The following is a 25441-nucleotide window of genomic DNA, read 5'->3' on the forward strand; positions in this document are numbered from 1 at the left end:
ATCGCCGGGAACAGCAGGTCGCCGGACTGCATCATCTCGTACAGACGGTGGACACCCGTGGTGGTCTCCTCCGTCACGCCGCGGATCTCGGAGGCCAGGGCGGCCCAGTCGATGTCCGTCTTCGCCAGCAGGCCCAGGACGATGGCCATTTCCTCGTTCTCGGCGGTGGAGGCGTCCGGGACGGCCCCGGCCTTCTGGTACTCGACGCCCTTGTGCACGAGGAGGGTGGCGTCACCGCCGTCGTCGAGGATCATGTTCGGGCCGGCGTGCCCGGGCCAGGTCAGCGCCTGCTCCGTACACCACCAGTACTCCTCCAGGGTCTCGCCCTTCCAGGCGAAGACCGGGATCCCGGCGGCCGCGATGGCCGCGGCGGCGTGGTCCTGGGTCGAGTAGATGTTGCAGGACACCCAGCGGACGTCGGCGCCGAGCGCCACCAGGGTCTCGATCAGCACGGCGGTCTGCACGGTCATGTGCAGCGAGCCGGTGATGCGGGCACCGGCCAGCGGCTGCGCCTCGGCGTACTCGCGGCGGATCGACATCAGACCCGGCATCTCGTGCTCGGCCAGGGTGATCTCCTTCCGGCCGAAGGCGGCGAGGGAGATGTCGGCGACCTTGTAGTCGGTGAATGCGGCAGACATGCGGTGCGCTCCTTGGAGATGTGCGGGGTCGGGGGTCATCGACGACCGCCCGCGTTGAAGTAGCCGGCCTCGGGGTGGTGGATGACCAGGGCGTCGGTGGACTGCTCGGGGTGGAGCTGGAACTCCTCCGAGAGGTGGACGCCGATCCGTTCGGGCCGGAGCAGTTCGGCGATCTTGGCCCGGTCGGACAGTTCCGGGCAGGCCGGGTAACCGAGGGAGTAACGGCAGCCCTGGTACTCGGTACGGAACATGCCGTCCATGCCCGCCGGGTCGGATCCGGCGATGCCGAGCTCGGCGCGGACACGGGCGTGCCAGTACTCGGCCAGGGCCTCGGCCAGCTGGACGGACAGGCCGTGCAGCTCCAGGTAGTGGCGGTAGGAGTCGGACTCGAACAGCTTGGCCGTGGCCTCACCGATCTTCGAGCCGACGGTCACCACCTGGAAGCCGATGACGTCGGTCTCGCCCGACTCCTCCGGCCGGACGAAGTCCGAGAGGCACAGCCGCCGGCCGCGGCTCTGGCGCGGGAAGGTGAACCGGGTCCGCTCGCCCCCGTCCTCGTCGAGGACGATCAGGTCGTCGCCCTTGGAGACGCAGGGGAAGTAGCCGTAGACCACGGCCGCTTCGAGGAGCCGCTCGGTGTGCATGCGGTCGAGCCAGCCGCGCAGGCGCGGCTTGCCCTCCGTGGCGATCAGGTCCGCGTCCTTGAGGCCCCACTGGCCCTTGAACAGCGCGCCCTCGTCCAGCCAGCCCGCGTACTCCTTGAGCTGGATGCCCTTGACGACACGGGTCCCCCAGAACGGCGGGGTGGGCACCGGGTTGTCGACCGCCACATCGGAACGGCCGGCCTCCTCCGGTTCCCCTACGTCGAGGACGGCGGCGCGCTGGGGTACCCGGCGCTGCTTGAGCGGCGGGAGTTCCGCGCCGGGGACGCCGCGCTTGACGGCGATCAGCGCGTCCATCAGGCGCAGACCCTCGAAGGCGTCCCGCGCGTAACGGACCTCGCCCTCGTAGATCTCGTGGAGGTCCTGCTCGACGTAGGCGCGGGTGAGGGCCGCACCGCCCAGGATCACGGGGAAACGGGCCGCGAGTCCCCGGGTGTTGAGCTCCTCCAGGTTCTCCTTCATGATCACCGTGGACTTCACCAGGAGACCCGACATGCCGATCACATCGGCCTTGTGCTCCTGGGCGGCTTCGAGGATCGCGGAGACCGGCTGCTTGATGCCGATGTTCACGACGTTGTAGCCGTTGTTGGTGAGGATGATGTCGACGAGGTTCTTGCCGATGTCATGGACGTCACCGCGGACCGTGGCCAGCACGATCGTGCCCTTGCCCTCCGCATCCGACTTCTCCATGTGCGGTTCGAGGTAGGCGACCGCGGTCTTCATCACCTCGGCCGACTGGAGCACGAACGGGAGCTGCATCCGACCGGAGCCGAAGAGCTCGCCGACGACCTTCATGCCCTCCAGGAGGGTGTCGTTGACGATGTCGAGGGCCGGGCGGGTCTGGAGGGCCTCGCCGAGATCGGCCTCCAGGCCGTTCTTCTCGCCGTCGATGATCCGCCGCTGGAGGCGCTCGTCCAGCGGCAGGGCGAGCAGCTCCTCCGCCTTGCCGGCCTTCAGCGACTTGGTGTTGACGCCCTCGAAGAGGGCCATCAGCTTCTGCAGCGGGTCGTAGCCCTCCGCCCGGCGGTCGTAGATCAGGTCGAGAGCGGTGTTGACCTGCTCCTCGTCGAACCGGGCGATGGGAAGGATCTTCGAGGCGTGGACGATCGCGGAGTCAAGGCCGGCCTTGACGCACTCGTCCAGGAAGACGGAGTTCAGCAGGATGCGGGCGGCCGGGTTCAGGCCGAAGGAGATGTTCGACAGACCCAGCGTCGTCTGCACCTCCGGGTGGCGGCGCTTGAGCTCGCGGATCGACTCGATCGTCGCGATGCCGTCCTTGCGGGACTCCTCCTGACCCGTGCAGATCGTGAAGGTCAGCGTGTCGATGAGGATGTCCGACTCGCGGATCCCCCAGTTCGACGTCAGGTCCTCGATCAAACGCTCCGCGATCGCGACCTTGTGCTCGACCGTACGGGCCTGGCCCTCCTCGTCGATCGTCAGCGCGATCAGCGCGGCACCGTGCTCCTGCGCCAGACGCGTCACCTTCGCGAAGCGGGACTCCGGGCCGTCGCCGTCCTCGTAGTTGACGGAGTTGATGACCGCGCGGCCGCCCAGCTTCTCCAGGCCGGCCTGGATGACCGGGACCTCGGTCGAGTCCAGGACGATCGGCAGCGTCGAGGCGGTCGCGAACCGGCCCGCGAGCTCCTGCATGTCCGCGACACCGTCACGGCCGACATAGTCCACGCACAGGTCCAGCATGTGCGCGCCCTCGCGGATCTGGTCGCGGGCCATCTCCACGCAGTCGTCCCAGCGGCCCTCCAGCATGGCCTCGCGGAACTTCTTCGACCCGTTCGCGTTCGTCCGCTCACCGATCGCCATGTACGAGGTGTCCTGCCGGAACGGCACCGTCTGGTACAGGGAGGCCGCGCCCGGCTCGGGCTGGGGGGTACGCGGGGCGATCGCCGCCCCGCGCACCCGCTCCACGACCTGGCGCAGGTGCTCGGGCGTGGTGCCGCAGCAGCCGCCGACCAGCGACAGCCCGTACTCCCGCACGAACGTCTCCTGCGCGTCCGCCAGCTCCGCCGCCGACAGGGGGTAGTGCGCCCCCTCCTTCGTCAGCACCGGCAGACCCGCGTTCGGCATGCACGAGAGCGGGATGCGCGCGTTGCGCGCGAGGTAGCGCAGGTGCTCGCTCATCTCCGCCGGACCCGTCGCACAGTTCAGACCGATCATGTCGATGCCCAGCGGCTCCAGAGCCGTCAGCGCCGCACCGATCTCCGAACCCAGCAGCATCGTGCCGGTCGCTTCCACCGTGACCTGCACGATCAGGGGGAGGTCCCCCATCCCGCACCAGTCGAGCGCCCGCCGGGCGCCGATGACGGCGGCCTTGGTCTGGAGGAGGTCCTGGGTGGTCTCGACGAGGAGGGCGTCCGCGCCGCCGCGGATCAGGCCCTCCGCGTTCTCCTGGTAGGCCTCGCGCAGGCGGTCGTAGGCGATGTGCCCGAGGGTGGGGAGCTTGGTGCCGGGGCCCATGGAGCCCAGGACCCAGCGGGGCCGGCCGTCGGCCTCCGTGAAGGCGTCCGCCGCCTCACGGGCGATGCGGGCGCCGGCCTCGGAGAGCTCGAAGATCCGGTCCTCGACCCCGTACTCGGCGAGGGCGGCCAGGTTGGTGCCGAAGGTGTTGGTCTCGACGCAGTCCACGCCCACCGCGAAGTAGGCCTCGTGGACCGAGCGGACGATGTCGGGGCGGGTGGCGTTGAGGATCTCGTTGCAGCCCTCCAGCCCCAGGAAGTCGTCCATGGTGGGGTCGGCGGCCTGGAGCATCGTGCCCATCGCACCGTCCGCGACCACCACCCGGGTCGCGAACTCCTCCCTCAGTGACCGTCTCATGTCATTCCAGTCCCCTCAGGTGTCCGGACAGTTCCGCCTCGCTCCGCGGCCCGTAGGCGGACCGCAGCCGGGCCAGCAGCGTCTCCCGGGTCAGCCGGTACTCCTGGGTCCCGGCATGGTCGAGGACGGTCGCCGCGACCGCGCAGCCCAGCTGGGCCGCGTACTCCTCCGGTACGCCCCACGCCGTTCCGGCGAGGAAGCCGGCCCGGAAGGCGTCGCCGACGCCGGTGGGGTCGACGACGTCCGTGACGGGTACCGCCGGCACGGTCAGCGACTCGCCGCCCGCGGTGCGGATGCGTACGCCGTCCTCGCCGCAGGTGGTGACCCAGGAGCCGACCCGCTGCAGGATCTGCTCCTCGGTGAGCCCGGAGCGTTCGCAGATCAGCGCGGACTCGTACTCGTTGGTGAACAGCCGCCGTGCGCCGTCGAGCAGTTCCAGCACCTCGTCCCGGGTGAGCCGGGCGAGCTGCTGGGAGGGGTCGGAGGCGAAGGGGAGGCCCAGCTCGCGGCAGGCGCGGGTGTGGCGGAGCATGGCCTGCGGGTCGTCCGGGGAGATGAGCACCAGGTCGGGCCGGCCGGCGCGGGCGACGACCTCGCGCAGGTCGATCTCGCGGGCTTCCGCCATCGCACCCGCGTAGAAGGTCGCGATCTGGTTCTGCTCCTGGTCGGTGGTGCAGACGAAGCGGGCCGTGTGGAGGGTGTCGCTGACGCGGACGGAGTCGGTGTCCACTCCGTGGTCCTTGAGCCACACCCGGTACGGCTCGAAGTCCCCGCCCACCGCACCCACCAGCAGGGGGCGCAGTCCCAGTACGCCCAGGCCGAAGGCGACGTTCGCCGCCACGCCGCCCCGTCGCACGTCCAGGTGGTCGGCGAGGAACGACAGGGAGACCCGGTCCAGCCGGTCCGCGAGCAGCTGCTCCGCGAACCGGCCGGGGAAGGTCATCAGGTGATCGGTCGCGATGGAACCCGTGACAGCGATCCGCATGTCAGACTCCGGCGGCCTTGCGCAGGGCGTGCACGCGGTCGGTGCGCTCCCAGGTGAAGTCCGGGAGCTCGCGGCCGAAGTGGCCGTACGCGGCGGTCTGCGCGTAGATCGGGCGCAGCAGGTCCAGGTCGCGGACGATGGCGGCCGGGCGGAGGTCGAAGACGCTGGAGACCGCCTCCTGGATCCGCTCGTCGGGCAGGGTGCCGGTGCCGAAGGTCTCCACGAAGAGGCCGACGGGCTCGGCCTTGCCGATCGCGTACGCGACCTGCACCTCGCAGCGGGCGGCCAGGCCGGCGGCGACGACGTTCTTGGCGACCCAGCGCATCGCGTACGCGGCCGAACGGTCCACCTTCGACGGGTCCTTGCCCGAGAAGGCACCGCCACCGTGGCGGGCCATGCCGCCGTAGGTGTCGATGATGATCTTGCGGCCGGTCAGACCGGCGTCGCCCATCGGGCCGCCGATCTCGAAGCGCCCGGTCGGGTTGACCAGCAGCCGGTAGCCCTCGGTGTCCAGCTTGATGCCGTCCTCGGCGAGCTGCTTGAGGACGTGCTCGACGACGTGGTCCCGGATGTCGGGGGTGAGCAGCGCGTCCAGGTCGATGTCCGCGGCGTGCTGCGTGGACACGACCACGGTGTCGAGGCGGACGGCCTTGTCGCCGTCGTACTCGATGGTGACCTGGGTCTTGCCGTCGGGGCGCAGGTACGGGACCGTGCCCTCCTTGCGGACCTGGGTCAGGCGCCGCGAGAGGCGGTGCGCGATGTGGATCGGCAGCGGCATCAGCTCGGGGGTCTCGTCGCAGGCGTAGCCGAACATCAGGCCCTGGTCGCCGGCGCCCTGCTTGTCGAGCTCGTCCTCCTCGCCCTCGACCCGGGACTCGTACGCGGTGTCCACGCCCTGGGCGATGTCCGGGGACTGGGCGCCGATGGACACCGACACGCCGCAGGAGGCGCCGTCGAAGCCCTTCTTCGAGGAGTCGTAGCCGATGTCGAGGATGGCTCCCCGGACGAGCTCGGCGATCGGCGCGTACGCGGTGGTCGTGACCTCGCCGGCGATGTGGACCTGGCCGGTGGTGAGGAGGGTCTCGACGGCGACGCGGCTGGCCGGGTCCTCGCGCAGCAGGGCGTCGAGGATGGTGTCGCTGATCCGGTCGGCGATCTTGTCGGGGTGGCCCTCGGTGACCGACTCGGAGGTGAAGAGGCGCTTGCTCATGCCTTCACCTCGGCGGGGAAGAAGTGCGTGGCGATGGCGTCGAGGGTGCGGATCTCGTCGACCTCCAGGGTCTCCATCTGGATCGCACGGCCGCTGTGCTGTTCGAGCACGAAGACGAACTCGACGAAGGACAGGGAGTCGATCATCCGGGTCTCGATGAGGTCGAGGTCGGAGGGGATGTCGTCCAGTTCCTCGTGGCGGGCGAGGAGCCAGTTCTTGATGAGCTGCAGGCCTTCGGACATGGGGTTTCTCCTTGAAGTGCTGTGTTCCGGTGAGGTGGTGGGCGCGGACCCGGCCGGGTCCGGGAGCGGTGCGGGGGGTCCCGGCGGGGCGGGCTCCAGGAGCGGGGCGGCGACCGCCACCGCGTAGTCCACGTCGTGGCTGATGGACACCGTCATGCCGGTGATGCCGGAGCCCGCGGCCAGGTCGGCGGCCGCCCCGCGGAGTTCCACGAGGGGCCAGCCGCCCTCGGAGCGCCGCACGACGATGTCCCGCCAGGGCATGACCGTGGCCCCGACGCGGAGGGTCTTGAAGGCCGCCTCCTTGGCCGCGATCCGCCCGCACAGGCTCAGTACGTCGAGCCGGGCGGAGGTGTGGCAGTCGGCGAGTTCGCCGGGGGTGAGCATGCGCTGGAAGAAGTCCTCGCCGTATACGGCGAGCAGCCGGCGGACACGGTCGACGGACACGATGTCCATGCCGAGGTTCGCCCAGCCCGGGCCGCCCGCCGGCGGGGCGACGGGAAGGGTCGGCACGTCAGATCGCCGGACCCGCCGCGTTCGCGCTCAGCACGGCGGCGGTCGCCGCGCTCCAGCTGCCGTGGCGGCGGGTGAGCGCGGACAGCCAGCGCTCCAGGCCGAAGGCCACGCAGCTGGTGAAGGCCGGGCCCGCGCCGGAGGCGAGGGGGATCTCGCAGCGGTCGCCGAAGAAGTTGCGGTGGGTGTTGACCGAGGCGATCGCGAGGTCCTCGTAGAGGAACTCGTGCTTGACCGGGGTCAGCCGCTGGAGCACCGCCTTGGAGCTGCCCTTGTCGAAGAAGGGGTCGCAGGCGGCCTCCTTGGACAGCGGCAGGTCCAGGGCCTCGGCGAAGGCGTGGATGCGCCGGGTGAAGCGGGCCAGGTGCGCCTCGGCGTGCTCCCGGGTGCCGATGGCGACGATCTCCCGCATGCGGAAGCCGAGCTGGCGGCGCAGGCCCTCGTAGTGCTGTTCCTTGCGGAAGCACCAGCCGACCACGGTGACGAGCTCGTCGTCGGCGGCCGGGCGGCCCTGGTGGTCGATGTAGACGGCGTAACAGGACGCGGAGGGCAGGCCGAGGGCGGCCGGCTCCAGCGCGTCGCAGGGGAAGCAGCCGGTGTCGGTGGAGAACTCGCTGGTCTCCCGGACGTCCAGGTTCAGCGGGGCGGCGACGACGGCCTGGTGGGGGAAGTTGTCGTAGTAGTCGAGCCGGGCCAGGTCGGCGGCCGGCAGCAGCGGGGGCATGGTCATCGAACGGGCCCCCGCGTGCACCCCCCAGCTTTCGAAGGTGTCGTCGAGGAGCCGCAGCAGCGCGGTGCCCTCGGGGCCCAGCGACGGCAGGCCCTGGATGTCTGGGGTGGTGGTCTTGACGGTCGTGACGCTCATGGGGGTGTCACCCTCTCGGACGGCGGTGGGCCCTCTCAGACGACGGGCAGGACGTCGTCCGTGAAGATCCCGGTCTTCAGGAAGAAGCCGAGCGGCTTGCGGATGGCCTTGCGCTCGTGGGGGCGTCGCCGCTCGTCGGCGACGAGCGCGTTGCGCAGGCCGATCGGGTCGGCGATGCCGGCGTCCCGGTACACGTGGGGGTTGTAGAGGGAGTTGATGCTGTAGACCACGTAGCGCTTGAGGTAGGCCTCGACCTCGGCGACGCGGGCGGCGGGGACGGCCTCCTTCATACGGGTGAAGAGGAGGGAGACCAGCTCGCGGCCGAAGGCGATGTGGCGGGACTCGTCCTGGTGGTGGATGCGGTTGACCTCGCGGATGGTGTGGCACAGCGACTCGTCGCGCGCCATCCGCGTGTTGTAGTGGTCGACCAGCTCCTCGAAGAACAGGATCCGGGAGAAGACCAGGAAGTTCTCGACCTCCGGCTCCCATGCGGAGTCGGCGCGCAGGGCGGTGGAGCCGTAGATCTTGTCGCCGTAGCGGCGGCAGAACTCGGCGAAGAACCACATGTGCTCGTTCTCCTCACCGATGAAGTGGTGGAAGAAGTCCGAGGGCACCTCGAAGCCGGGCATGTGGATGCGGCCGACGACCTCGATGAGCAGCTCGCGGATGCCGTGCACGTTGAGGCTGTAGAAGTTGATGCTCTCCCACTTCGAGAGGCGCTGGAGGGTCTCCTCGCCGAGCTCGTCGTAGAAGGGGGTCCCGTAGACGGTGAGCAGCTCGGGGGTCATCCACATGCGGCCCTCGTCGAGCTTCTCGGGCCAGTCGAACTGCTGGTACGGGTTGTAGTACTCCTCGATGGAGCGGGAACTCAGGCGCTCCAGGACTTCCAGGAACCGGTCGTTGACCGGCAGGGGGGCGCTGACGCCCATGGTGACTCCTCGGGGTGGTGGTGACGGCGGGGCGGGCGGGCCCCGAGGCCGGTGGGCCGGGCGCTACGGGCGGACTTCGTAGACGGCGTTGACCGGCGTCTCGGTCGCGCGGCGCCAGCGGGTGAAGCCGGCCTCTTCGGCGATGGCGCGGAAGGCCTTCTCACCGGAGTGGTTGCCGAGCGCGTGGGGGCCGCGCTGGGCGACGGCCACGGGCAGGCACATGACGGCGGAGAGCGCCATGAACATGCGGGCGGGCGGCGTCTGGGTGTCGATGTCGTCGGGCGACACGTTGGACTCGACGAGCATCCAGGTGCCGTCGGCGTCCAGGGACTTGTGCACGTGCTGGGCGGCGGAGACCGGGTCGCCCATGTCGTGCAGGGCGTTGAAGAAGGTGACCAGGTCGTAGCCGGTGCCGGGGTAGTCGTCGGCGGAGGCGACGTCGAAGACGACGCGGTCGGAGAGGCCGGCCTCCTCGGCGAGCTGGCGGGCGATCGAGATGGCCTCTTCGGAGTAGTCGAAGCCGTGGACGGTCGCCTGCGGGAAGGCCTTCGCGATGAGCAGGGTGGTGTGGCCGACGCCGCAGCCGACGTCGGCGACGGTGCCGCCGGCGGCCAGCTTGTCGGTGACGCCGGTCAGGGCGGGCAGCCAGTCGGGGACGAGGCGGTGCTCGTAGGTGGGCTGGAAGAAGCTGCCCATGCCGGTGTCGAGGGCCGGGTCGTGCTCGGCCCAGCCGACGCCGTCGCCGGTGCGGTAGGCGTCGACGAGCAGGTCCTCGGTGCCGTAGAGGGCCTTGAGGGCGGTGAAGAACCCGGCGGCGAAGGTGATGGCGTTCGGGTCGGCCAGCACCGGGACGTGGTCGGCGGGCAGGGTGTAGGTGCCGGCGCTCGGCTGGCGTTCGACGTAGCCGGCGCTGAGCTGGGCGTGCAGCCACTCCTCGGCGTAGCGGGCGTTGATCCCGGTGCGCTCCGCGAGGGCGGCCGGGGTCAGCGGGCCGGCCTCGGCGAGGGCGCGGTAGAGGCCGAGCCGTTCGCCGAGGGCGACGGTCAGGCCGCGTACGGCGGCGCCGGCGTCGCCGATGACGCGCTGGTGGAAGTCGTGGGTGGCGCTCATGCCGCTCTCACCTCGGTGGTCGGGAGGTCGCAGGTGAACAGGAAGGACCGCGGGACGCGCGGGACGCTGCGCGCGGGGACGGGGTAGGGCCAGCGGCCGAAGTCGGCGCCGTCCTCGCCGGGCTGGCGGACCTCGCGGACGTCCCAGCCGCATTCGGCGAGGAGCTCCTCGGGGGTCTCGGTCCCGAACAGCCACGGGTTGCCGTCCTCTTCCAGGGACTTCAGGAAGGGGCGGGAGAGCGGGTTCTCCAGCGCGGACTTGCTGATGACGTCGCCGAGGAGGACCGATCCGGGCGCGGAGTGGCCGGCCAGGGTGGAGATCAGGTTGCGGACGGCGTGCTCGGGGAGGAAGAAGAGGAGGCCCTCGACGACCCACAGCACGGGCTCGTCGGAGCGCCAGCCGGCCTCCTTGAGGGAGCCGGTCCAGTCCTGGGTGAGGTCGACGGGGACGGCGACGCGGTCGCGTCCGGCCGGCCGCGGTTCGCCGGCCAGCATCTCGGCCTTGGCCTCCAGGAGGGCGGGGCGGTCGAGTTCGTAGACGGTGACGCCGTCGGGCCAGGGCAGCCGGTAGAAGCGGGTGTCCATGCCGGCGGCGAGGAACACGACCTGGCGGATGCCGTGCTCCTGGACGGTCCGGACGATCTGCCGGTCCAGGTAGGTGGTGCGGATCGCGAGGAACGGCACGGTGCCGGCTCCGGCGTAGCGCTCCAGGAGTTCGAAGCCGATGGTGTCGGCGACGGTGCGCGCGTACGGATCGGCGAACAGCCGGTCCTCGCGGTCGGTTTCCAGGGCCCGCGCTGCGGCGGTCCACTGGGCGGTGCGGGATACGGCCTCCACGGGAGGACTCCCTTCACTTCGGCGGACGGGGATGGGGCGGGCGCGGGACGGGGCCCGCCTAGGCCAGGGAGCTCACGCGGACGACCGGGTCCTCGGCGGCACAGGGGTGCGGCGGCGCGCACTCGGCGGGCCGGCGCTGGAAGATGCTGTGCAGGATCATGCTGAACACCACGTTGCCCTCGGCGTCGGACAGCGTGCACTTGGGCTGGACGACACCGGTGGTCGGGTTGAACGGCGAAGGGCGCGAGCCGAGGATCTCGACGCGCGCCGTGAGCACGTCGCCGGGACGGACGGGCCGCAGGTAGCGGATCTCGTCGACGCCCGGCGAGCCGGTACAGGCGCTGTAGGCGAGCAGTCCGTCGACGTACCGGCGCATGAACATCGAGGCGCTGTGCCAGCCGCTGGCGATGAGGCCGCCGAACGGGCTCTGCGCGGCCCGCTCCGGGTCGGTGTGGAAGGGCTGCGGGTCGAAGCGCCTGCCGAACTCCAGCACCTCCTCCGTCGTGACGGTGATGGTCCCCAGCTCGTGGACGTCGCCGGTCCGGAAGTCCTCGAAATAGCGCATCACGCGCCCCCCTTGACGTAGAGGAGTGTTTCTCTGGCGTGAACCAATCTACGAATCAGACGCTTGTTTTGTCAACCCAAAAGAATACCGCAACGCCTGTTCAACGTCCTGCCAGAGGTCCTCCGGGGCCTCGATGCCCACCGACATCCGCACCAGGCCCGGCCCGATCCCGGCGCGCGCCAACGCCCCCTCGTCCAGCTCCCGGTGGGAGGTACTGGCGGGGTGGGTGACCAGCGTCTCCACCCCGCCCAGCGACAGCGCGAGCCGCGCCAGCCGCACCCCCTCGACGAAGGCGCGGCCCGCCTCCCGGCCGCCGTGCAGCTCGAAGGAGAGCAGCCCGCCGCCGCCGGAGAGCACCTTGCGGGCGAGGGCGTACGAGGGGTGCGTTCCCAGCCACGGCCAGTGGACGGCCGCCACGGCGGGGTGGCCGGCCAGCCGCTCCGCGAGCAGCCCGGCGTTGGCGCAGTGCTCGCGCATCCGCAGCGGCAGCGTGGCGATCCCGCGCAGGGTCAGCCAGACCGCGAACGGGTCGGCGCTGGCACCGAGTTCGACCGTCCGCGGCCAGACCTCCCGGCGCAGGGCGTCGTCCGCGAAGACGGCCGCGCCGCCCAGGACGTCGGAGTGGCCCGCGAGGTACTTGGTGGTCGAGTGGAGCACGATGTCGGCCCCGTGCTCGATGGGCCGGCACAGGACGGGCGAGGCCAGGGAGTTGTCCACGGCGCTGCGCACACCCAGGCGCCGGGCCGCCGCCAGCAGGCCGGGCAGGTCGGGGACCTGGCCGGTCGGGTTGGCGATGGTCTCCAGCACCAGCAGCCGGGTGCGCGGGCCGGCGAGCGCCTCGAACTCCGCCACGTCGTCCCCGCCGATGTAGGAGACCTCGACCCCGTAGCGTTCCGCCAGGTCGCTCAGGGCCGCGTACGTCCCCCCGTACAGGCAGCGCTGCGCGATGACCTGGTCGCCGGGGCGCAGCAGGGCGAGCAGGACCCCGCTGATGGCGCCCATCCCGGAGGCGAAGGCGATGGCCGAGGCGCCGCCTTCGAGTCCGGCGAGGGTGCGTTCCAGGGCACGCACGGTGGGGTTGCCGCGGCGGGTGTAGACGTAGTCCCCGTCGGGCCCGGCCATGGCCCGCGCCAGGTCGTCGGCGGAGTCGAAGGCGAAGGCGGAGGACTGGACGAGCGGCACGGACAGCGGCCGGCTGGCGGGGACTTCGAGCTCGTGGGCCACGTGCACCGCCCGGGTGCGGATGTCCTTCATCGGGGGCTCTCCTTGCGGTCGGGTACGGAAAAGGGGCCGCCCGACGTCCGGGGAGGACGTCGGGCGACCCCTGGGTGAGTGCGGGCGTCCCCGTACGTCAGACCCCTGCCGTCTGGCTGCGCGACGCCGGGGCGTCGGCGGCCGGGGCGGCAGCGGCGGCGGCCACGGCCTTGTCGCTCTTCATGGCGAGGAGCGTGATCAGCGCGCCGGCGGCCGCGATGACGGCGGCGGCGATGAACGCGGCGCTGAAGCCGTCGGTGAGGGCGGGCAGGTTGCCCAGTTCACCGGCGCCCTGGGTGGTGGCGAGGGCGGTCAGCGCGGCCAGGCCGAGGGCCGAGCCCACGTTGTAGGTGGTGTTGACGATGCCGGAGGCCAGGCCGGCCTGCTCCTGCGGGGCGCCGGACATCGAGGCGATCATCGCCGGGATGTAGGCGAGCGCCATGCCGAGCGCGGCGACGAGCGAGGCGGGCAGGACGTCGACCAGGAAGGTGCCGGTCGGCTCGACGGCGGAGAGCCAGAGCAGGCCGAGGGCGAGGGCCAGCAGGCCGCCGACGATCAGCGGCTTCGCACCGAAGCGGCCCATGAGGCGGGCGGTGATCGCCGTCATGAAGATCATCAGCAGGATGGTCATCGGGAGCAGGGCCGCGCCGGAGGCGAAGGCGCCGTAGCCGAGCACCTGCTGGAGGTACAGGTTGAGGAAGTACCACATCGGGATCCAGGCGGCGCCCAGCAGGGTCATGGCGAGGTTGCCCGAGCCCAGGCGCGGGATCCGCCACACGCTGAGCGGCATGAGCGGCTCGCGGATGGTCTTCTGGATCACGAAGAAGAGGATGAGGAGGACGGCCGCACCGACCAGCTCCAGCACGGTCGCGGTGGCGCCCCAGCCGACCTCGGGGGCCCGGACGACGGCGAAGACGGCGAGCGCGAGCCCGGCGGTGACGGCGATGGCGCCGAGGACGTCCACGGAGCCGCGGCGGGACTGGACGGCGGGCAGCAGCTTCGTCAGGGCGAGGGTGGCCACGCCGATCGGGACGTAGATGATGAAGCACCAGGGCCAGCTCACCCACTCGGTGAACACGCCGCCGAGGAACACGCCGGCGGTGCCGCCGGCGGGCGCGGCGGCGCCGTAGAGCGCCATCGCCTTGCCGAGCTCCTTCGGGTTGTGCCCGAAGAGCATCATCAGGAGGGTCATGGCGGAGGGCGCGATCAGCGCGCCGCCGACACCCTGGACGGCCCGGCCGGCGATCTCCACGGAGGCGCTCTGCGCGGCGGCGGCGAGCACCGAGCCGACGATCATGACGACCCAGCCGGTGGCGAAGATCTTGCGCGCCCCGAACAGGTCGGAGAGCCGTCCGCCGAGCAGCAGCAACCCGCCGAAGACGATGACGTAGGCGTTGAAGACCCACTGGAGCTCGCCCTGGGAGAAGCCCAGGTCCTTCTGCATCTCGGGGAGCGCCACCCCGATGATCGAGGTGTCCATGATCACCATGAACTGAGCGGCGGCAAGCACGCCAAGTGCCCACCAGCGCCGGGGATTGACGGTTGACATTGCCCTGGCCCTTCCTCTGTCGTATACCCCCAGGGGGTACCTTCGCGATGCAAAGTAGCATACCCATGGGGGGTATGTAACGGCCCGTGTGAGCGTGGAGTGAGGCGCTCAAGCGGGACTCGATGCGCGGACGGGCACCCCGTCACCCGCACGGCCCTGCCCCGGGCGCGGGTGCGCTGCGGCGGCCCCGGCGGGGGGATATCAAGGACCGTGAAGGTGAGCGCGCGGACCCCGGCGGTCGCCACCCCGGCCCTCAAGGAGTGCGTCCCGTGGAGTTCGAGGTCAATGGCGTCCCGCGCACGGCGGACGTGGACGAGGACCCGGTGGCCGTGGACGTGCTCCGCGACCGGCTCGACCTGACCGGCACCAAACTGGTCTGCGCGGGCGGGGTGTGCGGTGCCTGCACCGTCCAGGTCGACGGCGAGCCCCGGGTCTCCTGCCTGACCCCCGCCGCCCTGCTCGCCGGGCGGCGGGTGACCACCGCGGAGGGCCTGGCCGGCCACCCCGTGGCCCGCGCCTTCGCCGGTCAGGACGCCCTCCAGTGCGGCTACTGCACCCCGGGCTTCGTCGTCGAGGCGGCCGCGTTCCACGACCGTTGGCGGGCCGAACACGGCCGCACCGCGCCCGGGCGCGAGCGGATCGCGGACGCCCTGGCGGGCCACCTGTGCCGCTGCGGCGCCTACGAGCGGATCTTCGCCGCGGTGACCGCCGCCTGCACCGGCCAGTACGACGAGGAGGCGGACCGCGACGCCGCCGCACCCCCGCGCGCCGAGGCCTTCGAGAAGGCCGGCGGCACGGCCCGCTACACCACCGACCTGCACCCCGAGGGGCTGCTGGAGGGGGTGGTCATCCGCTCCCCGCACGCGCACGCCCTCGTACGCTCCCTGGACGCCGGGGGCCTCCCGCTGGTGCGGCTGCTCCCGCCCGACGGGGTGGTCCGCTACGTCGGACAGCCCGTGGCCGCCGTCGCGGCGGCGGACCGGGAGGCGGCGCGGGCGGCCGCCGAACGGGTCGCCGTGGACTACGAGGTACGGCCGGCGGCGCTCGACGTACGCCGGGCCCGGGCCGGCGAGGGCCCGCTGGTCTACGAGGACAAGGCCGCCCGCAAGCAGGCGCCCAGCTCAGGCGAGGGCGGCCTCGGCCTGCCCGCGAAATGGGAGGGCAACCGGCGGGGCCCGGTCAGCATGAGCAAGCGCGGCGGCGAGGCCGTGCGCCGCATCCTCAAGGCCCGCGACAAGGCCCCCGGCCGGGTGGTCGAAGGGCTGTACACCACCGCCGCCCAGAGCCACACCCCGCTCGAACCGCACGCCGCCCTCGCCCACTGGACCGAGGACACCCTCCACCTGGAAGTGTCCACCCAGGCGGTGCAGCGCGTGGCGCAGCTCGCCGCGGAGCGCTGGGACCTGCGCCCCGGACAGGTCCTCGCCCGTGCCACCCACGTGGGCGGCGGCTTCGGCTCCAAGATGGGGCTGACCACCGACGTCGTCGCCGCCGTGGAGCTCTCCCGGCTGTACGGCGCCCCCGTCCGGGTGGCGCTCGACCGCGACGAGGAGCTCACCGACGGCGGCTACCGGCCGGCCACCCGGATCCGGCTGGCCATGGCCGCCGACGCCGCCGGGGACCTCTCGGCGCTGGCCGTCGACGCCGACAGCGACGGCGGGATCTCCGTCGGCGGCTCCGTGGCCGCCCTCGCCCGGTTCATGTACGGCCGCGCCCCGCGCCGGCTGCGCGACTTCGACACCGTCACCAACCGTCCCCCGGGCGCCCCCTTCCGCGGCCCCGGCGGCCCCCCGCTGTGCTGGGCGCTCGAACAGGCCGTCGACGAGATGGCCCACCGGCTCGGCGAGGACCCGATCGACCTGCGCCGCCGCTGGGACGGCAACTCCAAACGGCGGGCCCTGTACGATTGGGCGGCCGCGCTGCCCGTCTGGACGCAGAACCGGCGCGGCGGCAGCGGCCGCTACCGTCGCGGTGTCGGCGTCGCGGCGGCCAACTGGCTCTACTTCGTCGACCCCGCCACCGAGGTCGAACTCACCGTCGAGGACGGGACGGTCGTCGCCCGCTGTGCCGTCCAGGACATGGGCACCGGCGCGCGCAGCGTCCTGCGGCGGGCCGTCGCCGAGGGACTCGGCATCGGGGAAGGGCGGGTACGCGTCGAGATCGGCCTGAGCGGATCCGTGCACGGCCCGATCTCCGGCGGAAGCCGCACCACCCCCTCCCTCGCCCCCGCCGCCCGGGACGCCGCCGAGAAGCTGCGCGCCGCGCTCGGCGGCGGCGACGTCGCCTCCCGGCTGGACTCCGCGCACGGCACCCGGGTGACCGGCAAACGCCCCCGCGACCGCCGCGGCTTCGCCCTCCCCTTCACCCTGGGCGGTGTGGCGGTCGGCCGCGGCTTCACCGGATCGGTGCAGGTCGCCGAGGTCGAGGTGGACACCCGGCTGGGCCGGACCCGGGCGCTGCGCGTGTGGAACGGCATCTCCGCCGGGCGGATCCACGAGGACCGCCTCGCCCGCAACCAGTGCGAGGGCGCCGTCGTCCAGGGCGTCGGCTACGCGCTGTACGAGGAGCGGCGCACCGATCCCCTCACCGGCCGGGTGCTCACCGAGAACCTGGAGGACTACCGCATCCCCGGCATCGGTGACACCCCCGAGATCACCGTCCACTTCCACCAGGAGGGCTTCGAGCACGTCCCCGGCGGCGGCGTCGGCCTCGGCGAGGTCGCGACCCTGCCGACCGCGGCGGCCCTGGCCAACGCCGTGTACGACGCCACCGGCTGGCGCCCGTACGACCTGCCCATCCGCCCCGACCGGCTCCTGGAAGGACTGCGCACGTGAGCACCGAGCCCGCCCTCACCGACCTGTCGGCCGCCGTCCTGGCGCGCGGAGGGGAGCTGCGCGCCGGCGGCACCGACACCACCGCGCGCCGGCGCACCGGCATTTCGCCGGGCCCCTTCACCGACCTGTCCGGGGTCTCCCACCTGCGGGGCTGCACCGCCCTGCCCGGCGGCGGGCTGCGCATCGGCGCCCTGACCACCCTCGCCGAACTGGCCTCCGACCCGCGGATCGGGGAGGGCTGGCCGGCCCTGGCGCTCGCGGCGGGCACCACGGCCACCCCGCAGGTCCGGGCCGCCGGGACCCTGGGCGGCAACCTGCTGCAGCGCAACCGCTGCTGGTACTACCGCAACCCGCACATCGGCTGCCTGCAGAAGGGCGGCACCGACTGCCCCGCCCGCGACGGCGACCACCACTACGGGGTGGTCGCCGGGCAGGGGCCGTGCGTGGCCCCGCACCCCTCCACCCTCGCCGTGGCCCTGCTCACCTATGACGCGGAGGCCGAGGTGCACGGCGAATCCCCGCGCCCCGTCGCCGCGTTGTACGGGGACGGCGGCGGGCTGCACGCGGCCGACCACCTGCTCCCGCCCGGCCGCGTCCTCACCTCGGTCCGGCTGCCCGCGCCGCTGCCCGGCGAACGCGCCGCCCACCACCGGGCCATCAGCCGGGCCGGCGCCGAATGGCCGCTGGTCGAGGCCACCGTCCGGCTCGTGTTCGCCGGGCCCGTCATCACCCGGGCGGCCGTCGCGGCCGGCGGGGTGGCGCGCGTCCCGCTGCGGCTGCCGGAGGTGGAGACGGTCCTGACCGGCCGGGAGGCCACTCCCGAGGTCCTCGCGGAGGCGGCGTCCACGGTCCTCGGCCGCTGCCGGCCGCTGCCCGGGACCGGCTACAAGACCACCCTGTTCCGCGACACCGTCCTCGAAGCCCTCGAACGGGCCGCCGCCCGGGGCCCGCGCCCCGGGGCGGCCGTCACCGGGCCTCCCCCTCCGGGGCCGTGACCCGTTCCAGATCGGTCATGAGGGAGTCCAGCCAGGAGACCGCCGCGTAGTAGCGGCGCGGCGCACCGGGCGGCTCCGCCGTGAAACCCCGGTACGCCGGGTCCCGCAGCGGCGCCGGCACCGGCGGGGTGTCCCCGCCCGGGTCCAGGTGCGCCGACACCAGCAGCATCCGCCCGGCCACCCGGTCCCCGAGCCCGGTCAGCGCCCCGGCCGGCTCCGGGCCCAGGGCGGGGACGGGGGCCGGCGGGGGCGGGTCCGGGCCCGCCGTGAGACGGTCCGCGCCCCACAGGGCGTGGTGCCCGGCCATCAGGGCCGCCTGCCAGTCGGGCCCGGGAGGGCGCGGGGCGGCGGCCCCGAAGTGCGCCGGCTCGCTCTGGAACTGCGCGTACGCCGACTCCGCCATGATCAACGCGTGCCGCAGCGACCGGTACCCCCGTCCGGCCGCAGCGCCCTCCCCGGCGCCGCCCGCCGCGACCGAGGCTCCGGTCGCGACCACGACCTCCGCCGCCCGGCGCAGCAGGCCCGCCACGGCCCGTCCCAGCTCGTCGTGCGCGCCCCGGGGCCAGGCCAGCAGCCCGAACACGCCGCCGATCAGGCTCCCGATCAGCACGTCCAGCAGCCGGACCTCGGCCAGCCGCCAGGTCGCCGAGGCCAGCTGTGCGAACACCATCGCCACCAGCACCGTGAACAGGCCCTGCGCCCAGCCCACCCCCCGCACCGGTCCCACCGTGAACGCGAAGAGCATCCACAGCGGCAGCAGCGCGGCGTACACCGCGGTGTGCGGGCCGGCCAGGGCGAGCAGCCCGGCGGTGACCAGCGCGCCGGCGAGGGTGCCGGCCAGTGCCACCCGGATGGTGCTCCAGGTCTCGCCGACGGTGGTCCGGGTCAGGGAGAGGGTGGCCAGCATCGCCCAGAACCCGTGCGGCAGGGTGTCCACTCCGGCGACCAGCCGGGCCGCCGCCAGCGCGAGGCCGATCCGTGCCGCGTTCTGGAAGAACACCGACCGGCGCCCGGCGTGCCCCCGGATCCGGTGCCACCACAGCAGGGGCGCCGGTGTCCGCGCGTACCAGAACCGGCCGGGCGCCACGCGGTCCGCCGCCGCGCGGCCCCGTACGGCGAGGGCGGCGGCCGTGGCCATCGTCAGCGCGGCGTCCGCCACCTCCAGCGCCGCCGCGTCCCGGCGCAGGGCGGTGGGGTCGGCGGGCCCGGCGGGTGCCGCGGCCAGCCGGGCGCGGGCCGCGGCGAGGTCCTCGTACGCCTCCCCGGAGGCGGTGGATCCGTCCGACCGCAGCCGCAGTTCCCCGGCGGTGCGCTCGGCGAGCCGTCCCACCCCGCGCAGCAGCTCCCCGGTGCCGTCCGGCGGGCCGGGGAGCGCCGCGAGCCGGCTGAGCAGGGTCCGTGCGGCCAGGCCGGTGTGGGTCAGCGCCCGGTCCCGTACGCCCGGCCCGGCCGGACGGTCGGCCTCGGGCACCTTCAGCGACCGCAGGCCCGTCGCCGCCCCGCGCGCCCGCCCGGCCGAGGCGGGGGTGAGCGCGTACGGGGGCCCGGCCAGCTCCCGCGCGCAGTGCGCGGCGGTGTCGGCGGCGCGGGCCGCCAGCTCCCGGTAGGGGGGTGCGGCGGGTTCGGGGAAGAGGTACCGCTCGGCGAGGACCAGCAGCGTGAGACCCACGGTCGTGCCGATCAGCCGTTCGCCGAGCGAGCCCGGATCGTACGGCGGGAAGGACGGCAGGATGTACAGCAGCTGAAGCCCCGGCCCGGCCCCGGCGAGCCGCGGCCCGCCGACGGCGGCGAAGGCCAGCGCGAAGCCGATCAGGAGCATCCCGGCGACCGCGCTCCAGGTGCGCACCGACAGGAAGGTGCCCACGACGACCAGCAGCCAGCACGCAGGCACCAGCCGCAGCACCGTGGCGGCCCGCTGCGGTCCCGTGCCCGGGATCCGCGACAGCCCGGCCAGGGCCACCCCGGAGAACAGCGCGTACGCGGCGGCGGTGGTCGCGCCGAAGCCGTACAGGAACAGGTAGAACCCGGCGGCGGCGACCAGCGTCACCCGCACCGCCCGGACCCCCGAGGCCGCGTAGCCCGCCGGCAGCCAACGCCCGGGCACACCACCCATCCCACCAGCATCACCCCCCTCCCCCGTGTCGGCACGACGGCCCGGTCAGCCCCCGGCCCGCCGCCGCGGGGGGCCAGGCGGAGGGGGGACCCGACCCGTCAGCCCGCCGGGCGGCGTCCCAGCGGCAGCAGGTACTGCAGGGGCTGCTCCAGGTCGTCCAGGCCGAGGAGCTCATGGGCCAGGTCGTCGTGGAAGCCGCCGAGCGGGGTGCCGGCCAGGCCGAGGGCCGTGGCGGCGAGCAGCAGGTTCTGCGCCAGGTGGCCCGTCTCCAGCAGGGCCAGGCGCAGGGCGCGCAGGCCGTAGCGGCGGCGCAGCAGGCCGAGGTCCGCGTAGAGGGCGAGGACCACCGGCGCGCCGTCGATGCCAATCCAGTGCGGGTCGCTCGCCGGCCGGGACAGGTACGTGGACAGCGCCGCGATCTCCGCCGTGGCCGGGGCCGGGCCGACGGGCCGCAGCGTCCGCCGCTCGGGCACGCAGTCGTACGTGCCCGCCGGGACGCCCTCGACGTCGAGCACCAGCAGCCGCACCCGGGCCGTGTACAGGGCGCCCGCGCTCGGATAGGGCCGGTGGGCCGGGATGCCGGCCGAGCCCTCGGGCAGCGGGTGTCCGGAGCGGGGCCGGTCGGCCAGCGAGTGCCACAGGAGCGCGCCCAGGCCGGCGGCGTCCAGCGGCCCGGAGAGCGCGCCGCGCACCGAGGCCCGGCCCGCGAGGGCGGCGCCGAGCGAGACCTCCGGCAGCGGGCCGGCGGGCAGGGGGACCTCCGGCGCGGCCGTCGCCCAGCGGGGCGGCCCTTCGGGCAGGTCGCGCAGGGCCGTGTCCTCGTTGCGGCCGATCTGGAACTTGCTGCGCTCCAGGTACCGGAAGTCGGGGGCGGTGTGCCCCTGCGGGAAGTAGTCCGCCGGCTCGCCGTCCTCCAGGAGGGTGCGTGCGGCCAGCCGGCACACCGCGCGCTCCTCGTCGGGGGTCACTCCGAGCCGGTTGAACAGCATGTGGAGCTGTGAGCTCCAGATCCACGCCGTCGCGTCCGGCGCCGCGTCCGGGCCCTCCCCGGCGCGGAGCAGGCCGTCGGCCTCTTGGACCCGCTGCGCCCACCGGCCGAGCCAGGGCGCCGCGGTGCCCTCCGCGAGCCGCCGGTACAGGTCCTCCGCCCGCCGCTCCAGGCCCGGACGCTGGTCCGCGTACACCGAGTTGACCCGGGTGTGCACGGAGGCACCGGGCAGCAGCGGCACCTCGGTGACCCACCGCCAGCCCGCCGCGTGCCGGCGCAGCCAGCGGGCCGCGGTGAGCCGGTCCAGGCCGAGGGCGTACACCGTGGCGTGGGCCAGGTCCGCCGCGTACGTCAGGCGGGCCGACGCCCCGCCCCCGCCGGCGAGCTCCCGCAGCACCTGGAGCACCACCTGCGAGGACTCCGCGAAGACCTCCTCGGCGACGGGCAGCGCGCGCGGGCCGCCGTACCGGTCGGTCTCGGGTGCGTACGGCACCGCGCGGACCTCGCCGGGCCGGGAGGGCCAGGGGCCCGGCACCGGGGGCACCTCCCCGGCCGCCCGGCCCAGTTCCCCGGGCAGCCGCGCGGCGGCGGCCGCGCCGAGGCCGCGCACCCGGATGCGGACGTGGGGGCCGTCCTCCCCGTACCGGATGAAGAACCACCGGTCGGCCTCCCCGGCCGCCACCAGCCCGTCGAGCAGCGGGGCCGCGTGACGGACCAGGAACGCGTCGGTGTCCTCGGCTCCGGCGTGCAGGAAGACGTGGTGGCTGTGCCAGGGGTCGGTCGTGGTCATCTGTGGTCCTTCTGCGGTCCGGGGAGGGAGGGGGCAGATCAGGGGAAGGGGTGCGGGTGGAGGGCGAGGTCCTCGTGGCGCAGCGGGCGCCCGGTGCGGCCCAGCCGGTGGGGCACCTCCAGCAGCCGGGGCAGGCCGCGGGTGCGGCGGTTCACGTGCCCGAAGGTCATCGGCAGCGAGCCGGGGACGATCACCTTCACGCAGTGCAGGCCGAGCCGGTCGCGCAGCCCCGGTTCGGTCTGGTCGACGGTGACCACCTCCAGGCCGGCCCGGGCCAGGCGTTCGACGGTGGCCGTGAGCAGGGCGGTGAGGTCGGCTACCGGTTCCGGTGCCCCCGGCCAGGCCCGCTCGGCCGGGACGCAGGGGGTGTCGGCGAAGAGGAACTCCAGGCGCGGGCCCGCCTCGGGGAGGGAGTTGACCCCCACGTGGTCGTCGAGGCCGACCACCAGCTCCGGCCGGTCCAGCATCGGCCGCAGCCGTTCGGGGTCGCGCGGGCCGTCCTCGGCGAACGAACGCCCCGCCGACTCCAGCACGTTGGTGACCACCTCCGCGACGGCCGAGCGGATCGCGGAGCGCGGGTCGTGGTGGGCGCCCGCCGCGAGGAACATCCGGGGCGCCTCGGGGTGGGACCCCTCGTAGCGGCAGACGGCCACGACCGCCGGGATCCCGAAGTCGTTGGTGGCGTCGAGCAGCAGGAGCCGGTAGCCGGCCACGGCGGCCCGGTCCGCGAGCAGCGCCGTGTCCGGGTCGTCCGGCGGCGGTGCGATGCGGCGCAGCGGGGTGGCGGCGTACCAGGCCATCAGGAAGGCGTCGCGTTCCGCGACCTCGAACAGCCCGTAGAGCGCGGCCTCTTCGGGGCTGTTTCCCAGTCCGCAGCCGTTGGAGGACTCGTACACCACGCGGGGCCGGCCGGCGGCCGGCACCTCCCAGTAGGCGACGTGTTCGGGGACGGCGAGGGGGCGCCCGCGGGTCAGCGACCAGCCCCGCACCCAGTCCATTTCCAGGTCGGGCGTGTACGGGACGGTCGGCGAGGCCGGGTGCCCGTGGTGGGCGGGGTCGGGCAGGCCGAGCCGCTCGGGGTCCACGGCCCGGTCGGGGCCGAGCTCGGCGAAGGAGGCGCGCAGGTCGGTGCGCCGGCCGGTGGGCCGCATGCCCGCGTACCGTTCGACGGCCTCGAACAGGGCGATGCGCTCGCTGTCGGCGAAGTCGCGGGCGCGGCCGTAGCCGCCGTCGTCGACGGGCCGGCCGTCGGCGACGAGTGCGCCGGTCAGGGAGAAGGCCGAGTCCTCGGCGCGGAAGAGGCGGCGCACCGGCCCGAACCGCTCGTCGTGCAGCGCCTCGCGCAGCCGCTCCGGGCCGGCGGTGAGGGAGTTGGGGGCGCGCAGTGCGTACGGGTCGGGCAGCGGGCGGGGGGCCGAGGGCAGCGGGGCGGGCCCGGCGGCGGAGTCGGCGGGGAGCGGGTGGCAGACCTCGCAGCCGCCGACGGGGCGGACGCGGTGGGTGGACCAGGTGCCGCGCCCCTGGTGGACGACGTGCACGGCGGCCGTTCCGTCGTCCGCCGCCCCGTCCTCCTCCAGGAGGTCCCGTACGAGGGCGTCGAGGGAGGGGGTGAGGGCCGGGGAGGCTACGCCGGCCAGTTCGAGTCCGGGGCTCTGCCGGGGCACGCGGCCGCCGGCCGTGGCCAGCCGCTGGTACTCGGTGCAGCACAGGCAGGCCGCCGCACCCGGCGCCAGCAGCGGCCCGACCACGGCCAGCGGGCCGTCGTACCGTACGGGGACCAGGGTGACGGGGTGGCCGAGCGCGTGCCGGCTCAGCTCCTCGGCGAGCCCCAGCGTCCACCGGGTCAGCAGCACCACCGCCGTGCCGGCCGTGGCGGCCAGCGCGGCTTCGGGGCCGAGGACGGGCACGGGCGGGGCGTTCATCGGGCCTCCTCGGGGGCGGCGTTCAGGACGGTGAAGCCGAAGGCGCGGAGCCGGTCGGCGAGTTCGGGGCCGCGGGAGGGGCCCGCGACGGGGAGGGCGGCTCCGGTCAGCCGGTGCAGGGCGGCCTGGAAGCGCTCCTCGCGCCCGGCGACGTCCGCCATCCAGCCGTTGGTCCAGCCGGGGTCCTCCCAGGCGGCGATCCGCGCCCCCGCGGTGGCCAGGGGTGCGACGGCCCCGCCCGAGGGCGGAGGGGCCCCGGCCTCACCGGCGGCCACCACGGCCACGGCGGCCAGCGCGGCAAAGGCCACCGCGTCCCCCGCCGCCGCCTCAACGGCCTCCCCGAGCACCCCGGCCCGGGCCTGCCCGGAGCCCGGGGGCCGTGCGGCCACACCGGCGCCCGCGGCAGAAGTCCGGGCCGCGCCTTGGATTCCCTCCGAGCCGACCGCCTCGGCCACCCAGGGCCCTCCGGCCACACCAGCGCCCGCGGCAGGGGACGGGGCCGCACCCGGCTGGCCCGAAGACCGGACACCCGGCACCCCGGGCCCTCCGGCCACACCGGCCACACCGGCGCCTTCGGCGCGCGGGCCCGCGGCGTCCCGGGGGTCCTCCGCGGCGGCCGCCCCGGGTGTGCCCCGCTCTGCGGGGTTCGGGAGGGGGTGGCGGACGGTCGCGTGGTACGCCTCCCCGCCCGGGGTCCGGAGGACTTCCAGGCGGGCCGGTACGCCCAGGCGGTCGGTCAGCGTCGTCCACCAGTGGCGGGCCTGGGGATGCCCCGCCCACTCCCCCTCGGGCACCGCGGCGCCGCCGGCGCGGCGGGCGGCGGCCGCCCGCAGGGCCCGTCCCAGGGCGTGCCCGGGGTTCGCACCTACGGTGAACTCGCCCTCGCCCAGGAGGAGTTCGGCGGCCCGGCAGAACAGTTCCAGGCGGGCCAGGTCCAGCCGGGGCGCGCCTCCCGCGAGCCGCCCGGGCGCCCGGTCCCCGGGGAGGCGGCAGGCGGCGAGCGGTACGGGCAGCTGGCTCAGGCCGGCCGGGTCCGGCCCGGGCAGGGGGCCGCAGCGCCCGTCGCCGAGGGCGTCCAGCCGGCGCATCGCTTCCCCGAGGGTCCGCGCGGGGGCCAGTCCGGTGCGCCGGTCGGGGTCGATCCGCTCGGGCCCGAGCCAGCTGCGGTAGTCGGCGCGCAGCGGGCGGGTCCCGGCGAGGAGTACGGCGGGCAGCCCGGGCAGCAGCCGCTCGTCCCCGCCCTCCGCGGCGGGGTCCGGCAGCCCGGCGGCCGCGCACAGCAGCCGGTGCGCGGCCGTGCCGGCCAGCAGCGGGACGAACGCGGCGGGGCCGCCGGGACCGGCCGGCCCGAGCCGTGCCTCCAGGGCCCGGGCGTCGGAGCGGGCCTGGTCCGGGCCGCCGGGGGCGGTGGCGTAGCCGCCTTCGCCGCCCCGTCCCACGGCGACCGCCCGGTCCGCTCCGGCGCCGTGGACGCGGAGCAGGACCCGGCCCTCGGGCAGTCCCGGGTCGGCGGTGTACGCACGAGGCGAGATCCGGGTCGGTGGTCACCGAGGAGGTCGCCGCGTCCAGCAGCGGATACAGCTTCGCCGGGTTCAGCAGCACCCCGGTACTGCTC

General features: G+C 74.2%; 18 protein-coding genes. 2 read left to right on the top strand and 16 right to left on the bottom strand.

What is annotated here, in order from left to right; translation table 11 throughout:
* From AB0F18_RS28985 to AB0F18_RS29040, 12 genes are all read right to left on the bottom strand, one after another.
* The coding region (locus tag AB0F18_RS28985) for an adenosylhomocysteinase (protein ID WP_362065935.1) at positions 1-638 on the bottom strand (638 nt) is incomplete at its 3' end.
* Positions 639-673: 35 nt separating this feature from the next.
* Positions 674-4129 carry a methionine synthase gene (gene metH / locus AB0F18_RS28990; protein ID WP_362065937.1) on the bottom strand — a complete coding sequence of 1152 codons (3456 nt, stop codon included), beginning with the start codon at positions 4127-4129 and terminating at the stop codon, positions 674-676.
* Position 4130: 1 nt separating this feature from the next.
* Positions 4131-5114: a carbohydrate kinase family protein gene (locus AB0F18_RS28995; protein WP_362065939.1), complete on the bottom strand. Its 984-nt coding sequence runs from the start codon at positions 5112-5114 to the stop codon at positions 4131-4133.
* 1 nt (position 5115) lies between these two features.
* On the bottom strand, positions 5116-6324 hold the full coding sequence (metK, locus tag AB0F18_RS29000; protein ID WP_362065941.1) for a methionine adenosyltransferase: 1209 nt from the start codon (positions 6322-6324) through the stop codon (positions 5116-5118).
* Positions 6321-7076, bottom strand: coding sequence for a holo-ACP synthase (gene acpS / locus AB0F18_RS29005; protein ID WP_362065943.1), 756 nt, complete (start codon positions 7074-7076; stop codon positions 6321-6323). Before acpS ends, metK begins: the two co-directional genes overlap by 4 nt.
* A gap of 1 nt (position 7077) precedes the next feature.
* Complete coding sequence (locus AB0F18_RS29010) at positions 7078-7941, bottom strand: hypothetical protein (RefSeq protein ID WP_362065945.1); 864 nt, start codon at positions 7939-7941, stop codon at positions 7078-7080.
* Between the two features lie 35 nt (positions 7942-7976).
* A complete protein-coding gene (locus AB0F18_RS29015) occupies positions 7977-8870 on the bottom strand; it encodes a diiron oxygenase (protein ID WP_079424602.1) in 894 nt (297 codons plus the stop codon).
* A 63-nt stretch (positions 8871-8933) separates the two neighbouring features.
* On the bottom strand, positions 8934-9980 hold the full coding sequence (locus tag AB0F18_RS29020; RefSeq protein ID WP_362065947.1) for a class I SAM-dependent methyltransferase: 1047 nt from the start codon (positions 9978-9980) through the stop codon (positions 8934-8936).
* A complete protein-coding gene (locus tag AB0F18_RS29025) occupies positions 9977-10816 on the bottom strand; it encodes an SAM-dependent methyltransferase (protein WP_362065949.1) in 840 nt (279 codons plus the stop codon). The genes AB0F18_RS29020 and AB0F18_RS29025 overlap by 4 nt, the downstream gene beginning before the upstream one ends.
* A 58-nt stretch (positions 10817-10874) precedes the next feature.
* The gene (locus AB0F18_RS29030) at positions 10875-11381 is read right to left on the bottom strand and encodes a MaoC family dehydratase (RefSeq protein WP_362065951.1); all 507 of its coding nucleotides are present in this window, start codon (positions 11379-11381) and stop codon (positions 10875-10877) included.
* Between the two features lie 48 nt (positions 11382-11429).
* The gene (locus AB0F18_RS29035; RefSeq protein WP_362065953.1) at positions 11430-12635 is read right to left on the bottom strand and encodes an aminotransferase class I/II-fold pyridoxal phosphate-dependent enzyme; all 1206 of its coding nucleotides are present in this window, start codon (positions 12633-12635) and stop codon (positions 11430-11432) included.
* Positions 12636-12732: 97 nt separating this feature from the next.
* Positions 12733-14184: an MFS transporter gene (locus AB0F18_RS29040; RefSeq protein ID WP_362065955.1), complete on the bottom strand. Its 1452-nt coding sequence runs from the start codon at positions 14182-14184 to the stop codon at positions 12733-12735.
* A 269-nt stretch (positions 14185-14453) separates the two neighbouring features.
* On the opposite strand from AB0F18_RS29040, the gene AB0F18_RS29045 reads away from it, so the two are divergent.
* Positions 14454-17018: a molybdopterin cofactor-binding domain-containing protein gene (locus AB0F18_RS29045; RefSeq protein WP_362065957.1), complete on the top strand. Its 2565-nt coding sequence runs from the start codon at positions 14454-14456 to the stop codon at positions 17016-17018.
* Entirely contained in the window at positions 17015-18013 is a 999-nt protein-coding gene (locus AB0F18_RS29050; RefSeq protein ID WP_362065959.1) for an FAD binding domain-containing protein, read from the top strand. The genes AB0F18_RS29045 and AB0F18_RS29050 overlap by 4 nt, the downstream gene beginning before the upstream one ends.
* Here the strand turns inward: AB0F18_RS29050 and AB0F18_RS29055 are convergent.
* The 4 genes from AB0F18_RS29055 to AB0F18_RS29070 form a co-directional block, all read right to left on the bottom strand.
* Positions 17985-20126, bottom strand: coding sequence for an FUSC family protein (locus tag AB0F18_RS29055; RefSeq protein ID WP_362065961.1), 2142 nt, complete (start codon positions 20124-20126; stop codon positions 17985-17987). The two genes, AB0F18_RS29050 and AB0F18_RS29055, sit on opposite strands and share 29 nt — an antisense overlap.
* A gap of 98 nt (positions 20127-20224) precedes the next feature.
* The gene (locus tag AB0F18_RS29060) at positions 20225-21904 is read right to left on the bottom strand and encodes a thiopeptide-type bacteriocin biosynthesis protein (RefSeq protein WP_362065963.1); all 1680 of its coding nucleotides are present in this window, start codon (positions 21902-21904) and stop codon (positions 20225-20227) included.
* A gap of 38 nt (positions 21905-21942) precedes the next feature.
* Positions 21943-23826, bottom strand: a complete 1884-nt coding sequence (locus AB0F18_RS29065; RefSeq protein WP_362065965.1) for a TOMM precursor leader peptide-binding protein — start codon at positions 23824-23826, stop codon at positions 21943-21945.
* The gene (locus tag AB0F18_RS29070) at positions 23823-25265 is read right to left on the bottom strand and encodes a hypothetical protein (RefSeq protein ID WP_362065967.1); all 1443 of its coding nucleotides are present in this window, start codon (positions 25263-25265) and stop codon (positions 23823-23825) included. Before AB0F18_RS29070 ends, AB0F18_RS29065 begins: the two co-directional genes overlap by 4 nt.
* Positions 25266-25441: the final 176 nt, after the last annotated feature.

It is taken from the genome of Streptomyces sp. NPDC029216 (assembly GCF_040648015.1).
Classification (GTDB): Bacteria; Actinomycetota; Actinomycetes; order Streptomycetales; family Streptomycetaceae; genus Streptomyces.

What these genes read in the sequence shown, in the direction of transcription:
- AB0F18_RS29040 (WP_362065955.1), bottom strand. Translation starts at nt 14,184, where the DNA reads ATGTCAACCGTCAATCCCCGGCGCTGGTGGGCACTTGGCGTGCTTGCC.
- AB0F18_RS29030 (WP_362065951.1), bottom strand. Translation starts at nt 11,381, where the DNA reads ATGCGCTATTTCGAGGACTTCCGGACCGGCGACGTCCACGAGCTGGGG.
- AB0F18_RS29010 (WP_362065945.1), bottom strand. Translation starts at nt 7,941, where the DNA reads ATGAGCGTCACGACCGTCAAGACCACCACCCCAGACATCCAGGGCCTG.
- AB0F18_RS29060 (WP_362065963.1), bottom strand. Translation starts at nt 21,904, where the DNA reads ATGACCACGACCGACCCCTGGCACAGCCACCACGTCTTCCTGCACGCC.
- metH (WP_362065937.1), bottom strand. Translation starts at nt 4,129, where the DNA reads ATGAGACGGTCACTGAGGGAGGAGTTCGCGACCCGGGTGGTGGTCGCG.
- AB0F18_RS29065 (WP_362065965.1), bottom strand. Translation starts at nt 23,826, where the DNA reads ATGAACGCCCCGCCCGTGCCCGTCCTCGGCCCCGAAGCCGCGCTGGCC.
- AB0F18_RS29035 (WP_362065953.1), bottom strand. Translation starts at nt 12,635, where the DNA reads ATGAAGGACATCCGCACCCGGGCGGTGCACGTGGCCCACGAGCTCGAA.
- metK (WP_362065941.1), bottom strand. Translation starts at nt 6,324, where the DNA reads ATGAGCAAGCGCCTCTTCACCTCCGAGTCGGTCACCGAGGGCCACCCC.
- AB0F18_RS29055 (WP_362065961.1), bottom strand. Translation starts at nt 20,126, where the DNA reads ATGGGTGGTGTGCCCGGGCGTTGGCTGCCGGCGGGCTACGCGGCCTCG.
- AB0F18_RS29020 (WP_362065947.1), bottom strand. Translation starts at nt 9,980, where the DNA reads ATGAGCGCCACCCACGACTTCCACCAGCGCGTCATCGGCGACGCCGGC.
- AB0F18_RS28995 (WP_362065939.1), bottom strand. Translation starts at nt 5,114, where the DNA reads ATGCGGATCGCTGTCACGGGTTCCATCGCGACCGATCACCTGATGACC.
- AB0F18_RS29015 (WP_079424602.1), bottom strand. Translation starts at nt 8,870, where the DNA reads ATGGGCGTCAGCGCCCCCCTGCCGGTCAACGACCGGTTCCTGGAAGTC.